This window comes from Armatimonadota bacterium, from assembly GCA_023511795.1.
Lineage (GTDB): Bacteria > Armatimonadota > UBA5829 > DTJY01 > DTJY01 > JAIMAU01.
On sequence record JAIMAU010000001.1, the window covers coordinates 325,888 to 343,972 of the forward strand.

General features: G+C 47.3%; 13 protein-coding genes and 1 pseudogene. 12 read left to right on the plus strand and 2 right to left on the minus strand.

Translation table 11 applies throughout. The annotated features are described in order from the left end of the window. Window positions 1–77 precede the first annotated feature (77 nt). From K6T99_01405 to folP, 10 genes are all read left to right on the plus strand, one after another. Entirely contained in the window at window positions 78–1,364 is a 1,287-nt protein-coding gene (locus tag K6T99_01405; protein ID MCL6518465.1) for a homoserine dehydrogenase, read from the plus strand. A 2-nt stretch (window positions 1,365–1,366) separates the two neighbouring features. Beyond that, window positions 1,367–2,449, plus strand: a complete 1,083-nt coding sequence (gene thrC, locus K6T99_01410; protein MCL6518466.1) for a threonine synthase — start codon at window positions 1,367–1,369, stop codon at window positions 2,447–2,449. A 39-nt stretch (window positions 2,450–2,488) separates the two neighbouring features. Continuing rightward, window positions 2,489–3,448, plus strand: coding sequence for a phosphoribosylaminoimidazolesuccinocarboxamide synthase (locus K6T99_01415; GenBank protein MCL6518467.1), 960 nt, complete (start codon window positions 2,489–2,491; stop codon window positions 3,446–3,448). Between the two features lie 69 nt (window positions 3,449–3,517). Then, window positions 3,518–4,714, plus strand: coding sequence for a cofactor-independent phosphoglycerate mutase (locus K6T99_01420; protein ID MCL6518468.1), 1,197 nt, complete (start codon window positions 3,518–3,520; stop codon window positions 4,712–4,714). Then, window positions 4,711–6,117, plus strand: a complete 1,407-nt coding sequence (gene tilS / locus K6T99_01425; protein ID MCL6518469.1) for a tRNA lysidine(34) synthetase TilS — start codon at window positions 4,711–4,713, stop codon at window positions 6,115–6,117. The genes K6T99_01420 and tilS overlap by 4 nt, the downstream gene beginning before the upstream one ends. Before the next feature lie 100 nt (window positions 6,118–6,217). Continuing rightward, window positions 6,218–8,110 carry an ATP-dependent zinc metalloprotease FtsH gene (gene ftsH, locus K6T99_01430; GenBank protein MCL6518470.1) on the plus strand — a complete coding sequence of 631 codons (1,893 nt, stop codon included), beginning with the start codon at window positions 6,218–6,220 and terminating at the stop codon, window positions 8,108–8,110. 50 nt (window positions 8,111–8,160) lie between these two features. Continuing rightward, window positions 8,161–9,060 carry a glutamate formimidoyltransferase gene (gene ftcD, locus K6T99_01435; GenBank protein ID MCL6518471.1) on the plus strand — a complete coding sequence of 300 codons (900 nt, stop codon included), beginning with the start codon at window positions 8,161–8,163 and terminating at the stop codon, window positions 9,058–9,060. A gap of 113 nt (window positions 9,061–9,173) precedes the next feature. Continuing rightward, the gene (locus tag K6T99_01440) at window positions 9,174–10,208 is read left to right on the plus strand and encodes a Gfo/Idh/MocA family oxidoreductase (GenBank protein ID MCL6518472.1); all 1,035 of its coding nucleotides are present in this window, start codon (window positions 9,174–9,176) and stop codon (window positions 10,206–10,208) included. Between the two features lie 19 nt (window positions 10,209–10,227). Next, entirely contained in the window at window positions 10,228–11,013 is a 786-nt protein-coding gene (locus K6T99_01445; protein MCL6518473.1) for a tetratricopeptide repeat protein, read from the plus strand. 67 nt (window positions 11,014–11,080) lie between these two features. After that, complete coding sequence (gene folP, locus K6T99_01450) at window positions 11,081–12,334, plus strand: dihydropteroate synthase (protein MCL6518474.1); 1,254 nt, start codon at window positions 11,081–11,083, stop codon at window positions 12,332–12,334. On the opposite strand, the gene K6T99_01455 is transcribed toward folP, so the two are convergent. Then, window positions 12,306–13,973, minus strand: coding sequence for a GAF domain-containing protein (locus K6T99_01455; protein ID MCL6518475.1), 1,668 nt, complete (start codon window positions 13,971–13,973; stop codon window positions 12,306–12,308). The genes folP and K6T99_01455 overlap by 29 nt on opposite strands. A gap of 52 nt (window positions 13,974–14,025) precedes the next feature. After that, a pseudogene (locus tag K6T99_01460) lies at window positions 14,026–14,607 on the minus strand (response regulator). 90 nt (window positions 14,608–14,697) lie between these two features. On the opposite strand from K6T99_01460, the gene K6T99_01465 reads away from it, so the two are divergent. Together K6T99_01465 and leuS are read left to right on the plus strand one after the other, a co-directional pair. Beyond that, entirely contained in the window at window positions 14,698–15,516 is an 819-nt protein-coding gene (locus K6T99_01465) for a hypothetical protein (protein MCL6518476.1), read from the plus strand. A 59-nt stretch (window positions 15,517–15,575) separates the two neighbouring features. Then, a complete protein-coding gene (leuS, locus tag K6T99_01470) occupies window positions 15,576–18,068 on the plus strand; it encodes a leucine--tRNA ligase (protein MCL6518477.1) in 2,493 nt (830 codons plus the stop codon). Window positions 18,069–18,085 lie beyond the last annotated feature (17 nt).

Genomic DNA, 18,085 nt, shown 5'->3' on the forward strand with positions numbered 1-18,085 from the left:
AGGAAACATGGTACCGTCGGTACTTTTCACTCCTTACCCCCAATTATGGGCATTTTGATAATGTTTGGGAGGAAAGGTTGAAGCCTCTAATTAAGGTCGGACTTATTGGATTCGGGACAGTCGGTACGGGGACAGCCAAACTTCTACTAGAGAATGCAGAAGAAATTTGTCGCAAAGTTGGTTCGAAAATCGAACTTTCCGTAATCTGCGATCTTGATATTTCCACACCACGAGCTGTCAAAGTTGACCCCAGCTTACTCACTACCAATGTCTCCAAAGTTATCGATGACCCGGAGGTAGATATCGTCGTAGAATTGATTGGAGGCGTAAAGCCAGCTGGCGATTTTATTCATCGTGCTCTCAAGAACGGCAAGCACGTTGTTACTGCGAACAAAGAACTAATCGCAAAGGAAGGGCGGACACTTCTTGCTGAAGCTCAAGATAGCGGTCTTGATCTTTACTTCGAAGGTAGTGTCGGTGGAGGCATTCCAATCATTAGCCCTCTACGCGTGTGCCTGGCCGCAAACCAAATCACCGAGGTTATGGGAATTGTCAACGGTACAACTAACTATATTCTCACCAAGATGGATAATGAAGGCAAAGATTTTGCCGAAGCACTTGCAGAGGCGCAAAAGGCAGGTTATGCTGAGTCGGACCCAACCAATGACATTGAAGGTTATGATGCGCAGTACAAAATCGCCATTCTGGCATCGCTTGCATTCGGTTCGGTAGTTGATGTTCGCCAAATATACACCGAAGGGATAACCAAGGTGGCGCAGCGCGATATAGAATACGCAAGGGAGCTGGGCTATGTAATCAAACTGTTGGCGATAGCGCGTGCAAATTGCCAAAGCATCCAGGCTAGAGTGCATCCAACATTGATATCCGCAAAGCATCCGCTTGCTTCGGTGAGCGATGTGTACAATGCAATCTATGTCCGCGGTGACTTCGTCCAGGATGTGATGTTCTATGGCCGTGGTGCTGGCTCGTTGCCAACAGCAAGCGCTGTTGTTGGCGACATAATGGAAATTGCGCGTAACATCAATGCAGGTTCAAATGCCCGCCTGCCTTTTCCGTTCCAAGACGAAAGGCCGGTTCAAGGGATAGAAGCAATCCAAGCGCGTTACTATGTCAGGATGCTAGTTGCTGATCGTCCGGGCGTGCTAGCTGCGTTGGCAAAGGTCTTTGGCGATAATCAGGTGAGCATTGCATCTGTTGTACAGAAGGATTCACAGGGTGACAAAGCAGAGATTGTTCTAATAACACACGTAGTTGCCGAGCGCAACTTCCGCAAGGCAATGGAAGAGATGGGCAGACTCCAGGAAGTGTCGGAAATTTGCAATTGGATTAGGGTGGAGGAATAAACATGGTTCTTGACCAACAAACGGATATTTTTCGAAGAGTCGGCGTCATTGAGAGATATCGGCATTACTTGCCCGTAACCGAAAAGACCCCCATTATCACGCTCCTGGAGGGAAGCACACCTTTAATTCGAGCGGAAAATTTGGCTCGTAAAATTGCGCCAAACCTCAAGATATACCTGAAATATGAAGGACTGAATCCGACTGGCTCGTTCAAAGACCGCGGGATGACAATGGCCATCTCTAAAGCCGTCGAACAGGGAGCTAGGGCGGTTATGTGCGCATCAACTGGCAATACCTCGGCATCCGCCGCAGCTTATTGTGCACGAGCAGGAATTGATTGCATTGTACTGATTCCCGAGGGAAATATCGCACTAGGGAAACTTTCACAGGCGATGATTCATGGGGCAAAGGTTTTACAAATCAAAGGGAACTTTGATGATGCCCTAAATTTAGTAAAGGAAATCACTTCTAATTACCCGATAACTCTTGTGAACTCGATTAACCCTTATAGAATTGAAGGACAGAAGACAGGCGCATTTGAGATATGCGATGTTCTAGGTGGACCACCGGATTATCATGCAATTCCAGTAGGCAATGCGGGCAACATCACTGCATACTGGAAAGGTTATAAGGAGTATCTAGAACATGGGAAGATTGACCGACTGCCCAAAATGATTGGTTTTCAGGCGGTGGGTGCGGCACCAATTGTTCTCGGGCATCCCGTCGAAAAGCCAGAGACAATTGCAACTGCCATTCGTATTGGCAATCCAGCAAGTTGGAAGCAAGCAGTTGCAGCGCGCGACGAATCTGGCGGCTTAATTGATATAGTCACCGATGACGAGATTTTGGAAGCATACAAAATGCTTGCTAATCTTGAGGGAATTTTCTGCGAACCTGCGTCGGCTGCTTCTGTTGCAGGCGTTTACAAACTATCTAGACAGGGCTACTTTACTGAACCAGCGACCGTCGTTTGTGTTCTTACAGGCCATGGGCTGAAAGATCCTGACCGTGCCATTAAGGTTGCTACGACTCCCATAATCATTGAACCCAATCTTAAAGCGATTTTAAAGGCAATTGGATACTAATTTGCTTGATTTTCTACTTTATTAAATAAAAAATATTATTTGGAGGATGAGAGCGAAGTGATTGTGCTCACTACAAACATCCAAGGATTGCCAAAGTTTCGAACTGGTAAGGTTCGAGACGTCTATGACCTTGGCGACAAACTGCTGATTGTGGCGACGGACCGGATCTCAGCATTTGACGTTGTGATGCCGAATGGGATTCCAGATAAAGGGCGTGTTCTCACTCAACTTTCGCTGTTCTGGTTCGACCTTACAAAAAATGTCGTAGAAAACCATTTACTTACCGCTGATACAGACGAAATTTTAAAAGTGCTTGAGTCGTATGGCGTCGCCGATGTTGAGAGCCTAAGGGATTTACTAGACGGGCGTTCGATGATTGTGACCAAAACTAAGCCGTTTCCAGTTGAGTGTGTTGTTCGGGGTTATCTCTCAGGTTCGGCATGGAAGGAATACAAAGCTGGGCTCCAGACTGCTGGGGACAAATTTGTGGACCTTCATGGTCATCTGCTGCCGTCGGACCTTCGAGAATCTGACAAGCTTCCCGAGCCGATATTTACTCCGGCGACCAAAGCTGAGACGGGGCATGACCTGAATATCAGTATCCAAGAAATGGAGCGGATGATTGGAAAAACTGACGCTGATACGTTGATTAAAAAGACCCTTGCAATCTATGCTTTAGCGGCAGACTATGCAGCCTCTCGCGGCATAATCATTGCTGATACAAAATTCGAATTTGGCAGATTGGGCGACAAAATTATTGTAATTGATGAGGTCCTTACGCCCGATTCTTCACGGTTTTGGGATGTGAATACGTATTCGCCAGGCGGACCTCAGCCGAGTTTTGACAAACAATATGTGCGAGATTGGCTGGAGAGTATAGGCTGGAATAAAGAACCGCCACCTCCTGTTTTGCCAGATGATGTAGTTCAAAAAACAGCAGAGAAATACCGCGAAGCATATAGGCGAATTGTTGGTAAGTCGCTTGTGCCAGGAGCTTAATGCGGCGCTCGAGGGATTGCTTCCCTTACAAAAGTTATTTGTTGCATTGAATAATTCAAAATTAAGACAATGGCAACTGAAAATGTAAAATATATACTTCTTATACCAGACGGCATGGCAGACCGGCCCATTCCTGAGTTAGATGGGAAGACGCCAATGCAGGTAGCGCGCAAGCCGTTTATGGACCACCTGGCATCAACTGGGCAGGTTGGCGTGGTGAACACGATTCCCGAGGGGATGGAGCCTGGTAGTGATGTCGCGGCTATGTCACTCCTTGGCTACGACCCGCGGAAGTATTACACGGGACGCGGGCCAATAGAGGCCGTCAGCATGGAGATTCCGCTTGAAAAAAAGGACGTTGCTTTTCGCTGCAACCTTGTGAGCTCCGACGGAACAACGATGATCGACTATAGCGGTGGCCATGTGTCCACGGACGAAGCTCGCGAGTTGATAACTTTTGTAAATGAAAAACTTGGTACACGGAAAGTTCAGTTTTATCCAGGTGTAAGCTACCGCCACATCATGGTTTGGCGAGATGGTTCGGCCGAAATTAAAACCGAGCCGCCGCATAATATCATAGGCAAGGCGATTAAGGATTATTTTCCTCGCGGAGATGGGGAAAATATGCTTAGAGGCTTAATTTATGACTCGCTGGAGATTCTTGATAGTCATCCAATTAACAAACGTAGACGAGAAGAAGGAAAAAATCCTGCAAATATGATATGGCCGTGGGGCCAGGGAAGAGCGCTTGATATGCCCAACTTCCTTGCGAAGACTGGCTGCACAGGAGCAGTTGTGGCGGCGGTTGACCTGCTAAAGGGCCTGGGGCGTGCCGTGGGCTTAAAGGTTGTGAATGTCCCGGGTGCAACCGGGTACCTCGACACGAATTACGAAGGAAAGGGTAAGGCAGCGGTTGAGGCCCTTAGGGACCGAGATTTCGTTCTTGTGCATGTCGAAGCACCAGATGAAGCTAGCCATATCGGTGATATAGACAAAAAAATCGAGGCTATTGAGAACGTGGATAAATTAGTACTCGGTACTATACTAGAAGGCTTAAAGAATGTGGAAAAGTTTCGCATTTTGGTTACTCCAGATCATGCTACGCCAATTGAGGCAAAGACCCACGTGACTGACCCGGTACCATTTGTGCTTTTCTCTTCGTTTGAACCAGCCAAAACTAACCTACCGTTTGACGAACGGGCTATCCCTGAAACAAAGCTTAGGGTGGATGAAGGCTTCCATCTTATTGATCTTCTCTTTGAATGAATGAAAGACACAGGCTGATTGAATCGCTGCTCGCTACGGTACGACAATATACAATGTTGTTACCGGGCGAGAAGGTTCTCGTTGCCGTTTCGGGAGGCCCCGATTCGGTGGCCCTTCTGCACGCACTTTGGACTGTCCGAGATGAACTTAGCATTTCTCTCCATGTTGCCCATCTCAACCATTCGTTTCGAGGTGAGGAATCAGATAAAGACGAGGAATATGTTCGTTCGCTAGCGGCGAACCTTTTAATCCCGTGTAGCGTCGAAAAGGTGGACGTGCCAAAAATCCAAAAAACTCTGAGGATTTCAGCCGAACAGGCTGCACGGCTTGTTCGATATGAGTTCCTTGAAAACACCGCGGAGAAAATCGGCGCCTCTCGAATCGCTCTTGGGCACACAGCGGATGATCAAGTGGAAACAGTTTTAATGAACATTATTCGTGGCACCGGAGTCGATGGTCTCGTTGGGATGCCGCCGGTACGAGGAAAAATAATTCGCCCTTTAATAAGCGTACGGCGCAAAGACGTGAACGCATATATTCAAGAGGCCGGCCTTCAGCCGCGGATAGATGAAACCAATCTCCTTCCAATTTATACTAGAAATCGAATTCGCCTACAACTCCTTCCAACGTTGCGCGTGTTCAACCCTGATATTGATACCGCGATTTTGCAGCTAGCGGAACTTGCGCGGGCGGATTCAGCGTATCTCGATGAAAAGGCAAAAGAAGCCTTTATTCAAAATACTAAAAGCAGAGATGGAAAATCAGTCCATTTGGACTTGTCTGTTTTCGAGGTCGAGCCCCTTGCGATACGCCGCCGCGTTATTCGTGAGGCATATAAGGCAATCAAAGGCGAAATTACAGATTTGGGCTACAAACATGTTGAAGAGCTTCTGCGGCTTATCGCAACCGTTGGGGGATTTCGATATGAGCTTCCAGGAGGTATATTCGTAGAAAAAAGTGGGAGGTTAATTTCTTTCTATTCAGAAAGGCCGCCTGACCAACCGATTATATATAAGTATGAGCTGGCAGTTCCTGGCAAGACAGTCATTACTGAGGCCGACCTAATCATCGAAGCGGAGATTATTACAGAGAAGATTGAGCCTCTGCGGCCGCGGGGAAGTATGGAGGTCGTTCTTGATTATGACGCTATCCGAGGGAGTCTTATCGCACGGAATTGGAAGCCAGGAGACCGCATTCAGCCTCTTGGGATGGTGGGATCTAAGAAATTGCAAGACCTATTTACTGATGAGAAAATTCCGCGGCAAATGAGATACAGGACGCCTGTTATTGAAGACAGTGAGAAAATCGTATGGGTTGTTGGATTGGCCGTCTCGGAGTTGGCAAAAGTAACTAGTTCGACTCGAACTTTCTTGCGCCTAACTGCTAACCCATTGCGAACTTGAGTTTGACGATGCAAAGTGGTATAATCAAGTACCCTCCAATGCGAGGTAATAAGAGGAGGAATTGAGCTTGTCCAGGTTCTTTAAAACCTTTTTGATATTGATGATCTTGGCTTCTGCTTTGTATATCATAAGGGAGCCTTTCGCGCCAGGGCGGACAGCCAAGCAGATGGATTACTCCACTTTTTGGAAGGAAGTCGAAAAGGGGCATGTTACTAAGGTAAGGTGGCGTGAGGATCGTTTGGAGGCAAACCTCACCACCACCGATAGAAAGATCATAGTAATGCTCTCCGGTGCAGGCGACGATGAGAAATCGGCGCTTTCAAGGGCAATAAGAGAAAAAGGTGGAGTACTTGAATATGCTGGTCCGCCTCTTTCGACATTTATGCAGAGCCTGCTTTTCACGGTTCTGCCGATGGTTGGAATACTTGCAATCTTTTACTTATTCATTATCCGACAGGCGCAAATTGGCGGGAACCAAGCGCTTTCTTTTGGCCGCAGTCGAGCGAAGCGCTTCTCTGAGAACGTGCCGAAAGTTACGTTTGATGACGTTGCTGGAGTAGATGAGGCTAAGCAGGAACTACAAGAAGTCGTTGAATTCCTACGGAATCCAAAAAAATTCCAGGCGTTAGGAGCAAAGATTCCGAAGGGCGTGTTGCTTCTGGGTCCTCCTGGGTGCGGCAAAACATTGTTGGCACGAGCCATCGCAGGAGAAGCAGGAGTACCTTTCTTCCATATCAGCGGTTCAGACTTTGTTGAAATGTTCGTAGGTGTGGGCGCATCACGCGTTCGCGACCTATTTGAGACAGCAAAGGCTAACAGGCCTAGTTTAATATTTATTGATGAGCTTGATGCGGTTGGGCGTCAGAGAGGTACGGGTCTCGGTGGCGGTCATGATGAGCGAGAGCAGACACTTGACCAACTTCTCGTCGAGATGGATGGCTTCGACCCGAACACTGGCGTTATCCTTATTGCGGCGACTAACCGGCCAGATGTTTTAGACCCAGCGCTTCTCAGACCAGGTCGCTTTGATAGACGCATAGTTGTTGACCACCCCGACGCAAAAGGCAGAGAAGCTATTCTTCGGGTGCACATGCGTGGCAAACCACTAGATGCTGATGTTAACATCGAGAACCTTGCTCGAAGGACTCCGGGTTTCTCTGGTGCAGATTTAGCGAACCTTGTGAACGAGGCAGCGCTACTGGCGGCCAGGCGCGAGCGCACCAAAATCAAAATGGAGGATTTTGAAGATTCCATTGACCGTGTGATTGCGGGTCCGGAGAGGAAAAGCCGCATAATCAGCGAAAAGGAAAAGATTATGGTGGCGTATCACGAAGTCGGTCACGCGATCGTACAGGAACTTCTACCGCTCACTGACCCGGTGCACAAGGTATCCATATTACCCCGTGGACTTGCGCTGGGTTATACAATGCAGCTTCCACTTCAGGACAAGTATCTGACAACAAGAAGCGAATTGCTTGATGACATCGCAGGGTTGCTGGGTGGACGTGCGGCGGAGCGGATTTTCTTTAACGAAGTCACAACTGGCTCGAATAGTGATTTGGAACGGGCAACGGAAATTGCTAGAAGTATGGTTTGTGAGTTTGGGATGAGTGAGACACTTGGCCCAGTTACATTCGGCAGAAAGCATGGAAATCCGTTCCTTGGGCGTGACCTGATGGAGGATAGAAACTACAGCGAGGAAATGGCAAAAGCAATCGATAACGAAGTCCGCAGAATTATCGATGAGTGTTATAAGCGCGCAGAGACAATTCTCCAGGAAAAAAGAGAAAAAGTGGTTGAGATAGTAGATGTGCTCCTCGAAAAGGAGACCATCGAGCGCGAGGAACTTGAAGTGCTCATGTACGGCAAGAAGAGTTCGGAGGCTGAGGGCAAAGGCGAAACACCAAAATCGTCTGGTGAACAGACGGAAAAATTAGAGCAGCCAAATCTTGCGCCAGACAGCAAGCCTCGTCTCGAACCTGGAGTAGCATGATTCATGCTCTCCAGGATAACCAGCGTTTATCCTATTCCTCAAGGTCAGCTGTGAGTGCAATCATTCAATGTGTGCCTAACTTCAGTGAAGGCAGAAATGAGTCCGTCATCCAGGCAATTGTGGATGCTGTGCGTACTGTTAAGTCAGTTACGCTAGCTGATTATTCTTCAGACCCTGATCACAACCGTCTCGTTGTTACTTTTCTTGGTGGGCCAGAGGGTATTCGAGAGGCAGTATTAGCGGCGACGGCCCGAGCAGTCGAGCTTATTGACATGCAAAAACATACTGGCGGTCACCCAAGAATTGGGGCCGCAGACGTTATCCCCCTTGTCCCCATTAGGGGCATTACAATGGCTGAGTGTGTCTCAATTTCCCATGAACTAGGGCAGGAAATCGCTGAGACCCTAGGCGTTCCTGTTTATTTTTATGAAAAGTCAGCCATAAAGGCTCACCGTACTAACCTTGCTGATGTACGCCGCGGGGGTTACGAGCGCCTTGCGGAAGTTGGCTTAGAAGGTGAACGCGCTCCCGATGTCGGTCCAAAACGACTTCATCCGTCCGCAGGTGCAGTGGTTGTTGGTGCACGCGGTCCTCTTGTCGCATATAATGTCAATCTCCAAAGTGATGACATGGAAATTGCGGCAGATATCGCGCGCAAGGTTCGGAATGATAACGCACACTTGCCAGGCGTCAAGGCAATTAGCGTTTGGCTTGAGAGTCGCTCAAAAGCACAGGTCTCGATGAATGTAACGCGCCCTGATTTTGTAGCTCTTCCTCGCATTTTTAACTTTATCGTAGGAGAGGTGCGAAAGTATGATGTCGAGGTGGATGAAAGCGAATTAATAGGCCTCGTTTCCCAAAAATACCTCGACGGTGCTTCTCCTACAGACCTTCGTCTCCGCGACTTTAAACCTACCCAAATCCTCGAATACTGGCTAAGACGTATATAGTTTCCCCGGAAATAAATGCTCAGTGTTGCATTTCAAGCATAAAGGAAATTTTGTGTTTATGGAGAAAAATAAGACGTGAACTTAGCTAAATGGCTACTAACAGGGGGAGTTTGATGAAAGACAAAGTTGGTTACGGTATTATTGGATGCGGCGTAATCGCACCATGGCACGCCGGAGCAGTTAGCAGAATTCCTGATGCGGAATTAATTGCTGTATGCGACATCGTTCCAGAAAAAGCAGAGAAAATCAAAAACGATTTTGGCGCGAAATACGTATATACCGATTACAAAGAAATGCTCAAACGAGATGATATTGATATCGTCTCGATATGTACGCCCAGTGGTATGCATGCGGATATGGGAATAGACGCTGCTCTTGCTGGAAAGCATGTAATGACCGAGAAGCCTATTGATATCAGCCTTGAGAAGATAGACAAGCTAATCCAAACCTGCGCCGAACAGAAAGTTAAGCTTGCGTGCATCTTTCAGCGGCGCACATCGCCATTATGGCAGCTTGTCAAGAAAACAATCGATGCTGGCAAGTTGGGCAAGCTTGTGTTGGGCGATGCGTATCTTAAGTATTTCCGAAGTCAGGAATATTACGATAGCGCGGGTTGGCGTGGAACGTGGGCGCTCGATGGTGGCGGTGCCCTCATGAACCAAGGCGTTCACTGTGTTGACCTTCTCCGCTGGATAATGGGGCCAATTGACACAATCTTTGGTTTTGCCGACCATCTTGTAAGGAAAATTGAAGTGGAGGATACTTCAGTCGCCGCAATTCGATTCAAAAATGGAGCTTTTGGCGTGCTAGAAGGAACAACTTCTGTGACGCCAGGTATGAATCACCGATTGGAGTTTCATGGCGAGAAGGGGACAATACTTGTAGACGGTGAAAATATCGTTCGCTGGGACGTGCCGGGCGAAGATAAGCAAGAGGTCACAAAAAGCCTTCAAGACCAGGTGGGCAATGCGTCTTCGGACCCAACTGCTATTTCTCAGCACGGCCACCAAGTGCAAATTGCGGACTTAATTGCTGCTGTGAAAGAAGATAGGGAGCCAATGGTGAACGGTGCTGAGGCAAGGCACGCAGTTGAAGTGATTCTTGCTGTTTACCAATCGGCACGGACTGGCCAGCCTGTCAAACTATAATGTGAGAGGACGGATTACCGTGTCGGCTCAACAAAATCGAAAGAAAAGGTTGACATCGGCTGATTATTTAAAGAAAGCGGACGAACTTGAGGCGAATGGAGAGTTTGAGAAGGCAATCGAGCTTCTAAATAAAGCCATTCGTACGGCCAAAGACAAGCCGCTTTTATATTATCGGTTAGCTGTGCTTTGCAGAAGCCAGCGAAGAATGGATGACGCCATTCTGGCCGCTAAGCGTGCCCTGAGAATCAAGCCGGATGATCTTCGGAGCCGCGATCTGCTTCTGGAAATCCTGTTGGAGCTTGGGCGAGTTGATGATGCGATAAAAGAGGCAAAAGAACTCCTCAAATACTCACCACATAGCCTAAGTGCGCGAGACGTTCTCAGCATAGCTTATCTTCAAAAAGGAATGCTTGAAAAAGCACTGCAGGTTACAAATGAATTGATAAGTCTAGATCCTATGTCACCATTAAATCATTTTAAGAAGGCAGTGCTCTATCAGCAGAAGGGCGACATTGGCAATGCTGTTCAGGAGTTCACTAGGGTGTTGGAAATGCAGCCCGATGAGGATACAGCGCGTGAGGCTAGACAAGCAATTGAGGTTCTGGACAATTACCAGCTTCGCCACATACTTATGCTAGCGGCAGAGGATTACATATTCCGCGCAAAGCTAATTCGCGATCCGGCGGCGGCAGCCTTGGAAAGGGGATTCTATCTTAGCTACTCCGGAATGGCGACACTCAAACAAATTCAGTTTGAAGAATTGCCGGAAGTCTGGGCTGAATGGAAGCAAAAATTTTACCACTAATCGCTCTTATTCCTACTTGTGTTTGATTAGTTGAACTTGGGATAAGAGTGCATGTTGGAGTAAGAGCATGGGTGGGCACAACGCTAGGGTCTATACCTCTCGGAGGCAGGATGACCTGGAAGCTGAGATGACGAGAATCGGAGCGGAGTGGGCCGGTGTCATCAGAATGCTTCCGAAGGCAGAACACTACGTTATCAAGCTGGACAACGTGCGCACCCCAGCGGCGCTCATCCTTAAGGAAGAAATGCTGGCAAAGGGTGGAGATGCGGCCATCCATCGAGACTGCATCACCGGTCGTATTGAGCACTCAGACGTACTGCTCATGGGTACTGGGAAGGTTTTTGACCAGGTGATTCATGACCTCCACGACCAGCAGTTTTCGTTGCCGGAAATCGCCGACGAAATCACTTTGGCAATCGAAAATTACCGTAGCCCAATTTCGCTTATGCCTTCTCCAAGTGAGCTTCCTGTCTGTCTCCAGTCGTTCTATTCTACTATGCGCGAGCGCACCCTAATCATGGGAATATTGAATGTTACGCCTGATTCCTTCTCCGACGGAGGATTGTATGTAGATAAAAATGCTGCCATTGAGCGCGGCTTGGAAATGATAGATGAGGGTGCTGACGTGATTGACATTGGCGGCGAATCAAGCCGTCCCGGTGCCGAACCTGTGCCTGTTGAAGAAGAGCTTGCAAGGGTCGTTCCGATAATTCAGGAGCTTTCAAAGCGTGTATCGGTTCCGATTTCAATTGACACATATAAGCCGGAAGTCGCACGTGCAGCGCTGGATGCAGGCGCAAGCATTATCAACGACATCACAGGCCTTGTAAATCCGCTTATGAGGGCACTTGCCGCCGAGCGAAAAGTCCCTGTGATAATCATGCATATGAAGGGCAATCCACAAACCATGCAAGATAATCCTGTCTATGAAGATGTGGTATCTGAGGTTATGAAATTTCTCCGCCAGCGCACAGAGCAAGTAGTCGAGGCTGGCTTGCCAGAAGAATACGTAATTATTGATCCTGGTATTGGTTTTGGCAAAACTGTCGAACACAACCTTGAGATTATCTACAAACTGCGCGATTTCAAGTCGCTTGGCTCCCCCATTTTGATAGGCACATCAAGAAAGTCCTTCATCGGCAAAATTCTGGGCGGCCTCCCACCCACCGGGCGCTTGGAAGGTACTGCCGCCACTGTGGCCATTAGTATTGCCAACGGAGCGAATATCGTTCGGGTGCATGATGTAAAACAAATGGCAAAGGTGGCGAGAATGACCGATGCTATTGTTCGGTTTATTTCGGAAACACAACCGTTGCCGTAATCCTTTTGTTGCTTTTTAGTGAAAAGTGGCCATGGAGGTCATCGCGGACTAGACTTTCTACGATTTGAAGTCCCAAGTTGCGGCTCTGCCGAAGGTCGAATCCTTTTGGTAGCGGTGTGCCGTCATTTATTACTGCAATCTCAATTTCACGTTCATTTTCTGAAAACCTTACGGCAACGTTCCCCTTATCAAGAGTCTTAAATCCATGCTTGAACGCATTTTGAATGAGTTCGTTTAAGATGAGAGCCACTGAGGTGGCTTTTGCTGGGGGAAGTAGGATATCCGGACCACTTAGTGAGGTTTCAACTTGTTTTTCGGACGATAGTAGACTTTGGCAAGTTGCAGCTAAGATATTTTCTGCGACCTTCTTAATGTTGACGGTATCCATTTCTTCTTGGGAAAGAACTTCATGGACGGAAGCTATGCTGAGGATTCGGTTAATGCTTTCTTGTAGCACGGTTTCGACAGAGTTAGTTTTCGCATAGTGCATTTGTAGACGTAGGAGGCTAGCTATTGTCTGCAGGTTGTTTTTAACCCTGTGGTGCATTTCCTGGATGATTGCTGACTTGACGACAAGCTTTGCGTTATCAATGGCAAGAGCCGCATGGCTAGCAAGCGCTGTGAGGATTCCAATCTCGCCATTCGTGAAGACATGCGGTTTGTCTGTATAACAATTGAGCACCCCGATTATCTTTTCGCGCACGCGCAGGGGGACAGAAATCATTGAGCAGAGTCCTTCCTTTCGGGCAATGTCAGGATATCGGTATTCAGGAGTGCTTTTGACGTCAAGAACAGTAATTGGCCTGCCTTCTTGAATTGCTTTGCCTGCTAGACTCTCACCGAGCTTGAGATTTGGCTTGAATATATATTCTCGGCTGGTGCTCTGTGTGGCACGGATTACAAGCTCTTGCTTTTCCTCATCTACAAGCATGACTGTTACGATTTTAAAATTCATCGTTTCGGCAGTCATGTTAACAATAAGGCCAAGTATTTCATCGAGATACATGCCGGAGGTCATCGAGCGGCTGACTTCAGATAAGGTTGAAAGGCGCGATACTTGGGTCTCCATGTTTCTATAGAGGCGCGAACTTTGAACGGCATTCGCTACTTGTTCGGCTATGTGCTCCATCAGGCGTATCTGGCTCTCAGTGTATTTGTGGGGCGGATTCGTGCGGATATTAATAACACCAACAAGTTGCTCGCCTGCAATGAGAGGAACAGAAAGCATGGAATGAAAGCGGTCTTCTTTTAGCCCGGCGAAGGCTTTGTAACGGCGATCCCTAAATGCGTCTCTATCAAGCGCTACGTGTTTTCGTTCTTGGGCTACCCAACCCGTGACTCCTTCGCCAACCTTCATTCTTATTTTGCCAAGTAATTCTCTATTAGCACCTTTTGCTGCCCTAAGAACAAGTTCCTCGCTTTCATCATCCAGGAGGTAAATGAAGCAAGTATCAGTCTTTGTGACTTGGACAGCTATGTCGGCAACCACATCAAGCAAGTGCTGGGTATCGAATGTCGAACCGATTGCTTGCCCAAGCCGCCTGAGAGCTTCGATTTCGATATCGCGCTCTGCCAGCATTTCTCGGAGATGCTTGTTCTCTGCCTCAAGTTTGCTATATTCCTCTATGAGTTGGTTCATGGGAGTCTTAGGTTTTGGGATCATGGGAAGCAAGCGAAATTGGCTACCCAATCTATCCCATATCTTGCGTCAGGATGATTGCCTCTGCAATCTCCTTCATTGTTTTTCGAGTATTCATGCTTTGTGTTTGAATCCAGCGGAAAGCTTCTTGTTCTTTCATGCCACGTTTCTCCATGAGTATTCCCTTTGCACGCTCGATTAGCTTGCGGATTTCTAGTTTCTCTTGGAGGTCGCCAACATTTTTTTCAAGAACCTCCTTCTCTTGATAGCGGGAGATTGCTACCTCAATAGCAGGCAGAAGGTCAGCTTCTTTGAAGGGCTTGACCAGATAGCCAAAAACCCCAGCTTTCTTGGCTCTTTCTATGAGGTCCTGCTGGCTGTATGCGGTCAAGAGTATGGTAGGCGCAATCTTTTCCTCCGAAATTATCTTTGCCGCATCAAGTCAATCCATCTTCGGCATCTTGATGTCGAGAATGACAAGGTCAGGTTTGAGCAACCGAGCAAGTTCCACAGCTTTTTCGCCGTCGCCTGCCTCTGCTACAACCTGGTGGCCCATTTTTTCGAGTATCTTTTTTAAATCTAGCCGAATGATTGATTCATCGTCAGCAATGAGTATACGAAGTGTCTGCACCAATTACTCCTCCCCGCTTCAACTTGTTGGAAAATTCTACAATATGGTATAATCTTTGTCAAAGTGCCTATTTGCAGATAAGTGGAAAAAAGTATGCGGCTTAACCATGTGGGCTGGTGCATTGGTGCATCGGCCCTCTACCTGTTTATGAGAATTGGCCTTCCTATGCTTCGGATTAAGCTGCTACGGCCGGATGTAGCGGCGTTTATCTCAATTTGCGCCTTCATGCTAGTGCAATTGGCTCTGATGCTAGTAATCGCTCGGATGCAATTAAGACCAATATCTGCTTTGTTTGTTGCAATTCCCAATTTTGCTTTGACGATTGCCTTGACCTATATTATGCTAAATGTGAGGATTACTAATCCCTTATTGGTGGATTGCATACTTGCAGCTCGGTCGCTTTCTATGATGCTTTTGGCCGGTTCCATAGGCTATCTTGTTAGCTTTATTATTAGCGAACCGAACTTGCTTTTACCCGCTGCTGTGTTCGCTGCGCTGGTGGATTACTGGAGCGTTACTTGGGGACCTCTGAGCCATCTTTTAACCAACGCAATGCCTACGGTGGCAGCAGCATCGGTGCAAGTGCCGTCCATTGGACATCCTCAACCGATTACTATGATAGGCATTGGCGACTTTGTATTTCTAGCCCTATTCTTTAGTGTATTGTATCGCTTTCGAATGAACATAAGAGGCTCTTTTTGGCTGGGCTATGCGCTTTTGACAGCTTCAATGCTGCTAGTTCTATATTATAAAACTGCATTACCTGCTTTAGTTCCCATAGGGATTGCAGTAATAGCCATGAATTTGAGATATTTTAGGCTCAAACGCGATGAGCTTGTTGCTATAGTCTATGCTGGAGTAATTCTCCTAGCGTTTCTTGTCGTGGCAGGGTTTTTCTTTCTGCGAAGATAGGAAAATCATTAAATTATACTTTCCCGGTGATAATTGCCGGTTTTGTAAGGATGAGGGTGATGGCAGAGAAATACGATTTTCAGTCAATCGAGAAAAAGTGGCAAGAACGATGGTCTAAAGCTCAGCTATTTAAAACCCGGGACGATCCCGAAAAGCCAAAGTATTACTACCTCGATATGTTCCCATATCCTTCTGGTGAGTTGCACATGGGCCACATGCGCAACTATATCATAGGCGATGTTATTTCTCGTTGCAGAGTAATGCAAGGATATAATGTCCTCCATCCGATGGGCTTTGATTCCTTTGGGCTACCTGCTGAGAACGCAGCTATTGAACGTGGCATCCACCCGGCTAAATGGACGATGGATTGCATTGCTCGGATGCGCGAGCAATTTGGCCAACTTGGGATTTCCTTCGATTGGAACCGCGAGGTCATAACATGCCTTCCAGAATACTATAAATGGAACCAATGGTTCTTTCTAAAGTTTTTGGAAAAAGGCTTGGCATACAAGAAGCTTGCGCCAGTGAACTGGTGCCCCGAATGTCAGACTGTATTGGCGAATGAGGAAGTCGAAGGCGGCGTATGTTGGCGTTGTGGTAGCACTGCTGTTCGAAAAGATTTGGAACAGTGGTTCTTCAAAATCACAGAATACGCTGATCGCTTATTGCAAGATATCGATTTGCTAGAAGAATGGCCTGAACGTGTGCGAACAATGCAGCGTAATTGGATTGGCCGTAGCGAAGGCGTCGTTATTAAATTCAAAGTTGCGGAGACTGGCGACGATGTTCCTGTTTACACTACACGCCAGGATACTGTTTATGGCGTAACATATCTGGTTCTCGCCCCCGAACATCCACTAGTGGCAAAGCTCACTGCTGGCACGGAGTATGAAAAGCCTGTTAAAGATTTTGTGGCTAAAGTGCGAACTTTGAGTGAGATAGAGCGCCTATCAACTACACTGGAAAAGATTGGCATGTTTATTGGGGCTAACGCTATCAATCCAATGAATGGAGAGAAAGTTCCAATTTGGATTGCAAATTACGTTTTACTAGAATACGGGACAGGTGCGGTCATGGGGGTCCCAGCGCATGATGAACGTGATTTTGAATTTGCAAGGAAATATGGCTTGGAAATTCGAGAGGTTATTGTTCCTCCAGGTCAAGCACCACAGGACCCTCAGCATATGGTGGCAGCTTATATCGAACCAGGTATTCAAATCAACTCGGGGCCATTCGATGGTATGCCAAGCGAAGAAGCCAAGAAGGCTATTGCAGATTATATGGAGGAACATAATATAGGCCATCGGCAGATAAGCTACCGCTTGCGCGACTGGCTTATTTCTCGCCAGCGTTATTGGGGCACGCCAATCCCGATTGTTTATTGTGAGAAATGTGGCATGGTGGCTGTTCCCGAAGACCAGCTTCCCGTTGTCTTGCCAACGGATGTGAAGTTTACCGGTAAAGGTGAGTCACCACTTACAACGTCAGCCACGTTCTTATATACGGATTGTCCTAAATGTGGTGGAAAAGCAAGACGCGAAACTGATACCATGGCGACATGGATAGACTCGTCTTGGTATTTCCTAAGATACGCCAGTCCGCATGAAGATAAAATGCCATTTGACAAGGACGCAGTTAACTTTTGGCTGCCTGTTGACCAATATGTCGGTGGCGTTGAGCATGCAGTACTCCACTTACTTTACTCCAGGTTCTTTACAAAAGTAATTAAGGACCTTGGCTTAATTAATTTCTCTGAGCCATTTTCACGCCTATTTACCCAGGGCATGATTTATAAAGATGGCTTTAAGATGAGCAAATCTCGTGGCAATGTGGTCTCCCCAGATTATATTTGTAGCAAGTATGGCGCGGATACAGGGCGCATGTTCATTTTATTTATCGGACCTCCCGACCAGGACGCTGAATGGAGCGATCAAGGCATCGAAGGGGTTTTTAGGTATCTAAATCGCGTCTGGCGCCTCTTCAACGCAAATTCCGCAAACTTCGATTCGTCTTGGAGAGAAAAGCTCAAAGGCGCGAACCTGAGCGTGCCTGAGCGGAATATGCGTCGAAAAACCCATCAAACAATTCGCAAGGTTACCGAAGATATTGAGCGTTTCCACTTTAATACTTCGGTGAGTGCTTTAATGGAAATGGTGAATGAGATGGCAGATTATGTAGATGCCATTGGTTCTAACCCATCAGCTGTCAGCCTTGCTGTTCTGTCTGAAGCTATGGAAAACCTTGTCTTGCTTCTCAGTCCATTTACTCCTCACTTGGCAGATGAGCTTTGGGAGCGCCTGGGGAAATCGGACACCACATACCAGCAGAGTTGGCCTGAGTTCGACCCTGAGATTGCTAAGGTTGAGCAAGTTACAATTGTGCTTCAAGTGAACGGCAAAGTCCGAGATAGAATTGAAGTACCCGTGGACACCGACCGCGCAGAGCTTGAGCGGCTTGCCCTAGAAAGCGAAAGAATCAAGTCGTTCCTAGATAATAAACCTGTGAGAAAAGTTATTGTTGTTCCAGGAAAGTTGGTGAATATAGTAGTTTAAGCAAGTTTCCCTAAGAG

Coding starts and splice junctions, on each gene's coding strand:
- K6T99_01420 (MCL6518468.1), top strand. CDS start 3,518: ATGGCAACTGAAAATGTAAAATATATACTTCTTATACCAGACGGCATG.
- K6T99_01455 (MCL6518475.1), bottom strand. CDS start 13,973: ATGAACCAACTCATAGAGGAATATAGCAAACTTGAGGCAGAGAACAAG.
- tilS (MCL6518469.1), top strand. CDS start 4,711: ATGAATGAAAGACACAGGCTGATTGAATCGCTGCTCGCTACGGTACGA.
- thrC (MCL6518466.1), top strand. CDS start 1,367: ATGGTTCTTGACCAACAAACGGATATTTTTCGAAGAGTCGGCGTCATT.
- leuS (MCL6518477.1), top strand. CDS start 15,576: ATGGCAGAGAAATACGATTTTCAGTCAATCGAGAAAAAGTGGCAAGAA.
- ftsH (MCL6518470.1), top strand. CDS start 6,218: ATGATCTTGGCTTCTGCTTTGTATATCATAAGGGAGCCTTTCGCGCCA.
- folP (MCL6518474.1), top strand. CDS start 11,081: ATGGGTGGGCACAACGCTAGGGTCTATACCTCTCGGAGGCAGGATGAC.
- K6T99_01440 (MCL6518472.1), top strand. CDS start 9,174: ATGAAAGACAAAGTTGGTTACGGTATTATTGGATGCGGCGTAATCGCA.
- K6T99_01465 (MCL6518476.1), top strand. CDS start 14,698: ATGCGGCTTAACCATGTGGGCTGGTGCATTGGTGCATCGGCCCTCTAC.